The 10,132-nt window shown below is 35.3% G+C and carries 9 protein-coding genes, 1 pseudogene and 1 riboswitch; of the genes and pseudogenes, 1 reads left to right on the forward strand and 9 read right to left on the reverse strand.

Annotated elements, in window-relative coordinates; translation table 11 throughout:
* Positions 1 to 30 precede the first annotated feature (30 nt).
* Positions 31 to 2,169, forward strand: a complete 2,139-nt coding sequence (locus ABEG63_RS19890; RefSeq protein ID WP_346587102.1) for an outer membrane beta-barrel family protein — start codon at positions 31 to 33, stop codon at positions 2,167 to 2,169.
* Positions 2,170 to 2,367: 198 nt separating this feature from the next.
* Here ABEG63_RS19890 and ABEG63_RS19895 read toward each other — a convergent pair whose 3' ends face one another.
* From ABEG63_RS19895 to ABEG63_RS19935, 9 genes and pseudogenes are all read right to left on the reverse strand, one after another.
* Positions 2,368 to 3,078, reverse strand: a complete 711-nt coding sequence (locus ABEG63_RS19895) for a HesA/MoeB/ThiF family protein (RefSeq protein ID WP_267404593.1) — start codon at positions 3,076 to 3,078, stop codon at positions 2,368 to 2,370.
* A gap of 160 nt (positions 3,079 to 3,238) precedes the next feature.
* Positions 3,239 to 4,357 (reverse strand): 2-iminoacetate synthase ThiH, encoded by a 1,119-nt coding sequence (gene thiH / locus ABEG63_RS19900; RefSeq protein WP_346587104.1) that lies wholly within the window; start codon positions 4,355 to 4,357, stop codon positions 3,239 to 3,241.
* Between the two features lie 92 nt (positions 4,358 to 4,449).
* Positions 4,450 to 5,226 (reverse strand): thiazole synthase, encoded by a 777-nt coding sequence (locus ABEG63_RS19905; protein ID WP_346587106.1) that lies wholly within the window; start codon positions 5,224 to 5,226, stop codon positions 4,450 to 4,452.
* On the reverse strand, positions 5,223 to 5,837 hold the full coding sequence (locus ABEG63_RS19910; protein WP_346587108.1) for a thiamine phosphate synthase: 615 nt from the start codon (positions 5,835 to 5,837) through the stop codon (positions 5,223 to 5,225). Before ABEG63_RS19910 ends, ABEG63_RS19905 begins: the two co-directional genes overlap by 4 nt.
* Positions 5,838 to 5,950: 113 nt before the next feature.
* Positions 5,951 to 6,694 carry a hydroxymethylpyrimidine/phosphomethylpyrimidine kinase gene (locus ABEG63_RS19915; RefSeq protein WP_346587109.1) on the reverse strand — a complete coding sequence of 248 codons (744 nt, stop codon included), beginning with the start codon at positions 6,692 to 6,694 and terminating at the stop codon, positions 5,951 to 5,953.
* Positions 6,670 to 7,254, reverse strand: coding sequence for a thiamine phosphate synthase (locus ABEG63_RS19920; protein WP_346587111.1), 585 nt, complete (start codon positions 7,252 to 7,254; stop codon positions 6,670 to 6,672). Before ABEG63_RS19920 ends, ABEG63_RS19915 begins: the two co-directional genes overlap by 25 nt.
* The gene (thiC, locus tag ABEG63_RS19925) at positions 7,251 to 9,062 is read right to left on the reverse strand and encodes a phosphomethylpyrimidine synthase ThiC (RefSeq protein WP_346587113.1); all 1,812 of its coding nucleotides are present in this window, start codon (positions 9,060 to 9,062) and stop codon (positions 7,251 to 7,253) included. The genes ABEG63_RS19920 and thiC overlap by 4 nt, the downstream gene beginning before the upstream one ends.
* Positions 9,063 to 9,087: 25 nt before the next feature.
* Entirely contained in the window at positions 9,088 to 9,294 is a 207-nt protein-coding gene (thiS, locus tag ABEG63_RS19930) for a sulfur carrier protein ThiS (RefSeq protein WP_346587114.1), read from the reverse strand.
* A 60-nt stretch (positions 9,295 to 9,354) separates the two neighbouring features.
* A riboswitch (TPP riboswitch) is annotated at positions 9,355 to 9,454 on the reverse strand.
* A gap of 427 nt (positions 9,455 to 9,881) precedes the next feature.
* Positions 9,882 to 10,132 (reverse strand): annotated as a pseudogene (locus ABEG63_RS19935) (hypothetical protein); the annotation flags it as partial.

The raw sequence follows: 10,132 nt of genomic DNA on the forward strand, positions 1-10,132 counted from the left end.
CTGCGTCTAACCAAGTAGTAGAAAAACAATATGAAGAGAACAATTATTGCGTTACTTTCTATTGGGTCGGTATTTACGTATGCCCAGGAAAAAACTAATAACCAAGAAACGAAAGAGAAACAAATTGAAGAAGTAACTCTTACCAAAACTAAAAAAGCCGTTGAACAAAAAGCAGACCGTACGATTTTCGATTTTTCGGAGCAGCCGAGCTTAAATTCAGGATCTTTGATGGAAGGAATTAAAAAACTTCCAGGCTTAGTGGCTTCAGAAATGGTAGGAATGATGTATCAGGGGAAACCTTTGGATGTATATATGGATGGCAGACCATTGAATATTTCCAGCAATGAGCTGACTGCTTTCATGGAAGGCATGCCTGCCAATTCGGTAGAGCGAATTGAGATCATTACTCAGCCCGGCGCAGAATTTCCGGCCACTTCGGGAGGAGCTATTTTAAATATCATCACGAGTAAATCTGCCAAAAACTACCTTACAGCGGTATACAATGGCGGTTATCGTTTCTCCAATTATGATAAATACAGAAGCAGATTCAACAATTCCATTGCGTTAAATTCCAGAAATAAATGGTTTGGATGGCAGGTAAATATGGGACAGTATTATCGTGAAAGCCTTTCTGACTCTGAATTTGATGCGTTGAGTAAAAATCATTCCAACTCATTGGGAAGAACCTATTATCTGAATTCAGCCTTTACTTTTGAACTGGGAAAAGACAGATTATTGGTCAACTACGATATTACGCATAATAACAACGGTTCGTCTATTGTTTCGGATGAATTTGTGAGCGGATTCAACAGAAGTAATTTTAGCAGTGACACCAAAGGGTTGAGACAGGAAGCTTCGGCGACGTATCAGAAAAAATTCAGCGATAAAAACAGAAAATTAGATTTTAAATTTGTTTACACCAATAACGATTCAGAATTTAATCAACAAAATAGCAATGGTACCAACTTGCTAGACAATTCATCAAACTTCAATGTGTATAATTTTAAAGTAGATTATTCACAGCCTTTGAAAATTTTAGATGAAGGGAAGGTAAGCTTTGGCGCTTTGTTTGATCAGCAGGATTTTAAAACCAAAGACAGAAACATCGTAAACCTTGATTATACCAGACAAACTACTTCTGCCTATGTGGAATTTCAGGCTAAACTTAAAAAGTTTGATTTCATCGCAGGGGCAAGGGCTGAAAATTATGACATTACCGGAGTCACAAGAATGTTTAATTCTGATAATGAACTGGAGCAGAAAGATCTGAATGCCTTCAAAAAATTCAAGGTATTTCCGAATGCAAGCATTCAGTATAATTTAATGAAGCAACTCTTTGTGAACTTGAATTATAACAAAAAAATCAGTCTTCCAAGTGTATCATTATTAAACCCAAATAACACGGTTTTACAAAATAGTACCATCACCACCAATGGAAATCCGAACCTGCAGCCCACCATCTACGATAATGCAGAATTTAAAATCAGCGCATTTGATTACGCTTATATTGGATACAGCACAAGTTGGGTGAATAACCAGATTGTTCAGCGAGTTTCCAGAGAAAATAATCTGATCAGAAATGAGCAGGTTCAGGTTCACAGCTTAAGGACCCATAATTTCAGTTTTGGAATGCCCATTCCTTTTATGCTGTTTACGAAACCTTTCAGCGAGTTGATGAAATTTAACGTAAACCCTGACAAGATGAACTTATTATACATTTATTCAGGATACCAGCTTCAGGAAATGCCGGATATCAAAACCAAAGGATTCTGGATCTTCAGTGTGATGGGCCAATTTATTTTACCTAAAGACATCCGTTTCCAGGCGAATTACAATGTTATTCCTGCAAGAGGAAATTTCTATTATTTTGAGTTGGAAAAACCGCTTAATAACGCGTTAGACATTACCATTTCAAAGAAATTCATGACCGACAGGCTGAATCTTTCGTTGTATGCAAGGGATATTTTTAATCAGAATAAAAGTGTGATCATCGCCCGTTCGGCTGGAGGAAGCGTGTATACATCGAATAAATTTGACAACAGAAGCTTCGGAATTTCTGTCAATTATAAAATTCCGACCAAGAATAAGCTGGCAAAAGAAGATCCGAATATGATTAAAACGACAACCCAAAGTGAGAATAATGGTGGCGTAATGAGTCAGGGACAATAATTTTTTGTTTAAACAAATTACGCTAATGTTTTGCACTAATATTCACTAATATTTTTTGATATAAAACTTAATAATTTATTCAATAGGAGCGGACTTCAGTCCGCTTTTTTATGGTCTAATTTCATTTGGCTTTAGCCAAAACTTACAAGAAGAATATCAATCTGTGTCATTTGTGAAAAACATTCGTGCCATTCGTATTTAAAATTCAATCGTCTGAAAACGCCATTCCAAAGTATCGATTAATGTGATTTGATTTAGTTGCAAAGGCAAATCTGTCATGATTTTTAATGCTAAATTAGCCATCATACTTCCCACAATTCCAGGCAAAGCACCCAACACTCCAAGGCTATCACAATCCGGAAGATTTTCATTAGAAGGCGGCTCTGGGAAAATATCTCTTAAATTTCGGCTTCCTTTATAATTGAAAATGGCGACTTGCCCGGAAAAACCAAGAATACTTCCGTACACCAAAGGCTTATTCAGATTAACGCAAATATCATTTACTAAATATCTTGTCTTGAAATTATCTGAACCATCAATAATTAGATCAAATTGTGAAAGAATTCTTTCGATATTTTCATCATTAATTTTTTCTTCAATTCCAATAAATTTAACTTGATGATTAAGTCTTTTAATAAACTCTTCAGCACTTTTTACTTTTGAAATTCCAACCGAATTTTCATTGTGGATCACTTGTCGGTTTAAATTATGTAATTCAACCTCATCAAAATCTGCAACGCCTAAAGTTCCGACTCCAGCCGCAGCCAGATATTGAATAACAGGACTTCCCAAACCTCCCGCTCCAATTACTAAAACTTTGGAATTCATGATTTTTCTTTGACCTTCCAAGCCAATTTCTTCAATGAAAATTTGTCGGCTGTATCGTATAAAAATGTTTTCGCTTTTCATTATACTATTTTAATTTGAACCATTAAGATTTTATTAAGGAGTTAAGAAAAATTAAGTATTCTCAGGCGAATAAAATAAGTTGGATGCTAAAAAAATATTTTAAATATTTCCTTAATAAAACTTAACTTCTTAAATCCACCTTAATGGTTTTAAACTAATTTCAAACTCCACTATAAACAGCATCCCAATCTTTCATGATAGGATCATAACCTGTCTTTTTAATGATATTTTTAATCTCTTCCATACTTCTTTCATCGCTGGTTTCGAATTGTTCCAACGATTCTCTATCAACTGCATAACCGCCGGGATTAGTTTTTGAAGCTGCACTCATTGCTGTTGCTCCCAATGAAATAATATTATTCCTGAATTTTTCGTTCTCCCGCGTTGAAATAGAAATTTCTACATCTTCATTCCAGATTCGATAAGCACAAATTAGTTGTAATAAATCTGTGTCGGACATAATGAAATTCGGTTCGATAATTCCTTCCGCTGGTCGAAGTCTCGGAAATGAAACCGAGTATTTACTTCTCCAATATTGTTTTTGAAGATAATCGATATGAAGCGCATTAAAAAAACTATCCACGCGCCAATCTTCCAGACCAAGCAAAACACCCAATCCCATTTTATGAATCCCAGCATTTCCAATTCGGTCGGGCGTTTCCAGGCGAAAATTGAAATTAGACTTTTTTCCCTTCGGATGATATTCTTTGTAAACTTCCTGATGATAAGTTTCCTGATACACCAAAACAGCATTCACTCCCGCCTCATGAAGCTGTTGATATTCTTCTTCCGACAAAGGCTGAACTTCAATCGAAATATTTGCAAAATGAGGTTTTAACAAGCTAATTGCATTCAAAAAATAATCAATTCCGACGGTTTTATTGGCTTCACCGCTTACCAATAAAACATGATTTACCCCCATTGATTTCAAAACCGTAGCTTCAATCATCATTTCTGTGTCGGAAAGTGTTTTTCTTTTAATTGAATTATCTAAACTAAAACCGCAATATGTACAAATATTCTGACATTCATTACTCAAATACAACGGCGCATACAACTGAATCGTTTTTCCGAAACGCTTTTGAGTAAGTTGTTGTGTCATTTTTGCCATTAATTCTAATTTCTGAGCAGCAATAGGCGAAAGGAAATTCAGAAAATCTTCGATGGTTTTATTCTTTTTTTGAAGACTTTTTTCTACATCAGATAACGTTACTTTTTCAAGTTTCGCTTTCACTTCATCCCATTGATATTTTTCAAAAAAATCTTTAAAACTCTTCATAAAATTTAGTTTTAATCAAATAATTTGCAAACCATTTATGGATAGGATTTCATCCTACCCTTTGTTGAATCGTCCCTTCGGGACTCCCCTTTTTAATCAAACAGAAAAGAAGTCAGAGGACTTGATGCTTCTGCGTGATTTCCGATTGCTCCTAAACCAGCTTCAAAAGCTCTTCTTCCTGCAATTACACCTTCTTTAAAAGCTAACGCCATGTTCACAGGATTTCCAGCGACGGCTATCGCTGTATTAACTAAAACTGCATCTGCTCCCATTTCCATTGCTTTTGCTGCATCGGAAGGCGCACCAATTCCTGCATCAACAACAACAGGAACATTACTTTGAGCAATAATAATTTCTAAAAAGTCTAATGTTTTCAATCCTTTATTCGTTCCAATCGGCGCTCCTAAAGGCATGACAACCGCCGTTCCTGCATCTTCCAAACGTTTACACAAAACAGGATCTGCGTGAATATAAGGCATTACGATAAATCCTAATTTTGCTAATTCTTCTGTTGCATAAAGCGTTTCAATCGGATCGGGTAATAAATATTTTGGATCAGGATGGATTTCTAATTTAACCCAATTCGTTTCCAATGCTTCTCTTGCCAATTGTGCTGCTAAAACTGCTTCTTTCGCCGTCCTTGCGCCTGAAGTATTCGGTAAAAGATGTGATTTTGTAGGTTTTAAAGCACTCAATAAATCATCTTCCGAAGATTGAGAATCTATTCTTTTCAATGCCATCGTTACCATTTCCGAGCCAGAAGCGATGATGGAATCGGTCATTTCTGAAAGATTTCCAAATTTTCCTGTTCCTAAAAACAATCTTGATTCGAAAGTTCTATCTGCTATAATTAAAGGTTGATTTTTCATTGTAAAACAGTTTTAAATTTGTTGATAATAGAAGGTTGGTTAGTAATTTGTCCAGAAATCGCCACTCCATAAATTCCAATTTCCTGTAATCGTTCGATATCTTCCAGAACGACTCCGCCAATTGCGAATATTTTTGGAATTTCTAAAGATTTTGCTTTTAAGTCGCTGATGATTTTTTCATAACCTTCAAAACCTAAAATCGGACTCAACTTTTCTTTAGTCGAAGTAAATCGTAATGGTCCCAATCCGATATAGTCACACGGTTCATTTATTCTTTGAAGAACATCAAAAATGGTATTTGCCGTTCCTCCAATAATTTTATTTTTGCCTAAAATATGTCGGGCAATTTCAATCGAAATATCTTTTAAACCCAAATGAACACCGTCTGCGTCGAGATCTTTTGCAATATGAACATGATCGTTGATGATACAAACCGTTTGATGATCCGAACATAATTTCTTTGAAATTTCACAAAGCTTGATGAATTCATTTTCGGGAGCATTTTTCCAACGAACCTGAATCCATTTTATTCCGTTATCAAGAGCTTTTCGGATGTTTAGCTCCTGATCTTCTATGGTGAATCCTTGAGATATGTATTGTAATTTTTCCATTTTCTTATATTTTAAACGCAAAGAGCGCAAAGATTTTTTTAACTACTAAATGGTTTTAAGTTCGCAAAGGCGTTAACACTTAACAAAGACAACAAAGTTTTAAATCATAATTTTTAAGAATGAAATCCTAGTAAAGTTGGATTGCTTGTTAAAAATTTTTCTATGTAAGACTTTCCTTTTCGGCAGGCATTTTCTAAGTTCTCCGCTTTTGCTAAATGACTTGCAATTGCAGAAGAAAGGACACAACCAGAACCATGTTTTGGATAAAAATCTGAAGTATCATCATTTGGTTTAATGAATATTTCTTTTCCATTTTGCATTAAAATATCTGTTCCTATTTTATCTTCACGATGACCTCCTTTTATTAAAACTGAACATAAATTTTCATTATTTTCAAAAAGATAATTTTCTTTTAAAATTTTGTATTCATTATAGTTTGGAGTGATTAAATCAATTTGATTTAAAACATTTTTTAAATCTGAAATTGTATTTAAATCAAAAAAAGAGAACTCAGAGGTGCTTTTCAAAACAGGATCCCAAACAATTTTTGCCTCGGAATTATTAATTTTAATTGTTTTAATGATTTCATTTAAAAATTCAGTGTCTTTTACCACTCCGATTTTCACTGTTTCAACATGATAATTTTTCATCAAAACATCAATTGTTGATAAAATTGTTTCTAAAGGTTGCCATTCCAAGCTCAAACATTGAGATTCTGTCTGAACTGTCATTGCTGTACAAACGCCCAATCCCTGAACTTTCAATTGCTCAAAGGTTTTAATATCAGCCAGTAGACCCGCTCCTCCACCTGGATCGTAACCCGCAACACTCATTACAAAAGGACGTTCTGTCTGCATTTTTTGAACACATTTAAAGGTTCATCACTTTCCCAAATTGCGCCTAGCAAAGCCACTCCGTCTATTTTATTCTCGAAAGCTTTGTTTATATTTTTTTCATTAATTCCTCCCAAAGCCATTAGTTTTACATTTGAATGAGTTCGCTTTTTAATATCACTTAAAATAGTCGAATTTTCACCGTATCCTTTTTTAGAAATACTCGGAAAAACCGGACTGATAAAAGCATATTCCCAATCATTATTCAATTTATTAAAAGTTTTAATGTCATGAACAGATGTTGAAATTGTCTTATTTATAAAATTTTTATACAAACCATTTTGCCTATCAATTTCTCGAAAATGAAATCTTGAAATATTAAAATTTTCAGCCAAATCATAATGACTGTGCAAAACCAATTGATGATGAAATTTAGAATCTATACTCTGAATAAAATCCATCATTTTTTCTGAATCAATGAAAGGTTTTCTGATATGAAGCAAATTTAATCCTTCATGAAATAATTCATTGATAATCTCAACTTCATTCTGAATAAACTCTTCGGGAGTAATTACGATGATCATATATAAATTTCCTTCCCTTTTTCGATGAATTCCTGCGACTTGTCGAACATTCCTTTTTCTGCGGATTCACGGATTTCCTGCGTAATTTTCATCGAACAGAATTTTGGACCACACATTGAGCAGAAATGTGCAATTTTTGCTCCGTCTGCCGGAAGGGTTTCATCATGATAAGATCGTGCTGTTTCAGGATCTAATGAAAGATTGAATTGATCTTCCCAACGGAATTCAAACCTAGCTTTACTCAAAGCGTTATCACGGTATTGTGCTCCGGGATGGCCTTTTGCTAAATCTGCGGCATGAGCAGCCAATTTATAGGTAATAACTCCAACTTTTACATCATCTCTATTCGGAAGTCCTAAATGTTCTTTTGGTGTTACATAGCACAGCATTGCACAACCAAACCAACCGATCATCGCCGCTCCGATTCCCGAAGTAATATGATCGTAACCTGGTGCAATATCCGTCGTCAAAGGCCCTAAAGTGTAAAACGGAGCTTCGTCGCAAACTTCCAATTGCTTCTCCATGTTTTCTTTAATCATGTGCATCGGAACGTGACCGGGACCTTCAATCATCACTTGAACGTTGTGTTTCCATGCGATTTTCGTTAATTCACCTAAAGTTTCCAATTCTGCAAATTGTGCTTTGTCATTGGCATCAGCAATCGAACCTGGACGAAGACCATCTCCCAAAGAAAAAGCAACATCATATTTTTTCATGATCTCACAGATTTCCTCGAAGTGCGTGTACAAAAAGTTTTCTTTGTGATGAAACAAGCACCATTTTGCCATGATAGAACCGCCTCTGGAAACAATTCCCGTCACACGTTTTGCCGTTAAATGAATATATCTTAACAAAACTCCGGCGTGAATTGTGAAGTAAGAAACTCCCTGTTCAGCCTGTTCGATCAAAGTATCTTTAAAAATTTCCCAAGTCAAATCTTCTGCAACGCCCTTTACTTTTTCCAACGCCTGATAAATTGGAACGGTACCAATCGGAACCGGGCTGTTTCTAATGATCCACTCTCTGGTTTCGTGGATATTTTTTCCGGTTGATAAGTCCATAATCGTATCTGCTCCCCATCTGCAAGCCCAAACTGCTTTTTCAACTTCTTCTTCAATACTTGATGAAACGGCACTGTTTCCGATGTTGGCATTAATTTTAACTAAAAAATTTCGCCCGATAATCATCGGTTCGCTTTCAGGATGATTGATATTGTTTGGAATAATTGCTCTTCCTGCCGCAATTTCGTCTCTTACAAATTCGGGAGTGATTTTGTTTTTCGGAGTTTTTGCTCCAAAACTATTTCCCTGATGCTGAAAAGCAATGTCTTTTGAAACAGAATCCAGTTCTTCAATTCTTTGATTTTCTCTGATGGCAATATATTCCATTTCGGGAGTGATGATTCCCTTTTTTGCGTAATATAATTGAGTAACTTGTTGCCCTTCTTTGGCAACTTTCGGTTTGTGATTATAAGAAAAACGCAATTCGTCTAATTTTGAATCTGCAAGTCTTGCTTTTCCGTATTCTGAAGTGATTCCGTCCAGAATTTCTACGTCATCTCTGTCTAAAATCCATTGTTCTCGGATTCTTGGAAGTCCTTTTTCAATATTAATTTCAGAATTCTCATCGGTGTAAGCTCCTGATGTATCGTAAACTGTGACTGGTGGATTATGTTCTAAAGTTCCGTTGGATAATTTTGTCGGACTTAGTTCGATTTCGCGCATCGCTACATTGATCGGGTGAATTTCCCCTTCAACATAGATTTTTTTTGAGTTCGGAAAAGGCGAACGGGTGATGTTATGAGCCATATATTTTTTGTTTTTTTATAGAAAATTAACCGCCTTGAGTAGCAGTGATAATTAAAATTGAATCTTTGTTGTTGAGGAATGTTTCCGCCCAGAATGACTGCGGAATAATGCGATTGTTGAGCGCTACGGCAATTCCTTTTTTCTTTTCAGGTAATTCCATAGCAATAAGTGCTTCCAGATTTTCGGGAAGTACATCAAAAATTTTTGTCGTGTGGTTGATTGTGAGTTCCATTCCTAACATTTTTTAAAATGCACCTTAGGAATGGCTGTTATTGTACAATAGAATGTACAGCAAAAGTCATCTACTTTTCCCTACGCTAGTATGATCTAGAAATCAGGTTCAAAGGGTAAAATCTCAGCCCGTTGTTCAACAGACACCCCTAAAGTGTGGAACGAAGTTAGACATTTTTTTGAAATGGGCAAAATTTTTTGTGTGGGATGGAAGTGGGAAGATGGAGGATGGAAGCTGTTAAAATGTTTTTTTTTATTTTAAACGCAAAGTTTTTTATTGGCGCTTTTGACTTTTAGAAAGAAAAGGCAAATGAATTTGCTTCACGAATGTTAAAAATAGAGCTTCATCCAATCAACTTGTTGGTACTTTTTTTGCTCGCTTGAATATATTTTTATTTTAAATTAAAACTTTGCGTTTCAATTTATCTCGCTGATTTTGCGGATGACGCAGATCTTTGTGTTTTCTATTTCGTGAAAAAAAATGTGGGCTTAAGGTTTTTATTGGATGGTAATCGTAGTGTTTTTTGAGGATATTTAAATTCATGACGAATGTTTAGCCACGATGTTCTATGTTAAAAAGCAAATTATTCAGGTTAAAATTTTAAAATATTTTTGATAATTTGGTTGATAATTCGTTTTGTTCTTTACAACCCCAAAACAGATTCTCAAAAGCTTATTACAAACGGCTATCAATGCCAGCTTTTTAGGCTTCCCATCTGCCAAAAGTCTTTCATAAAATACCTTACAATGGGCATTGTGCTTAATTGCCGTCCATGAACAGACATATAATAAGCCTCGGATATGGGTCTTGGAAGTTCTGCATTTTCCAGGTGAATACG

Origin of the sequence: Chryseobacterium sp. C39-AII1 (genome assembly GCF_039672645.1) — a bacterium.
Classification (GTDB): Bacteria; Bacteroidota; Bacteroidia; order Flavobacteriales; family Weeksellaceae; genus Chryseobacterium.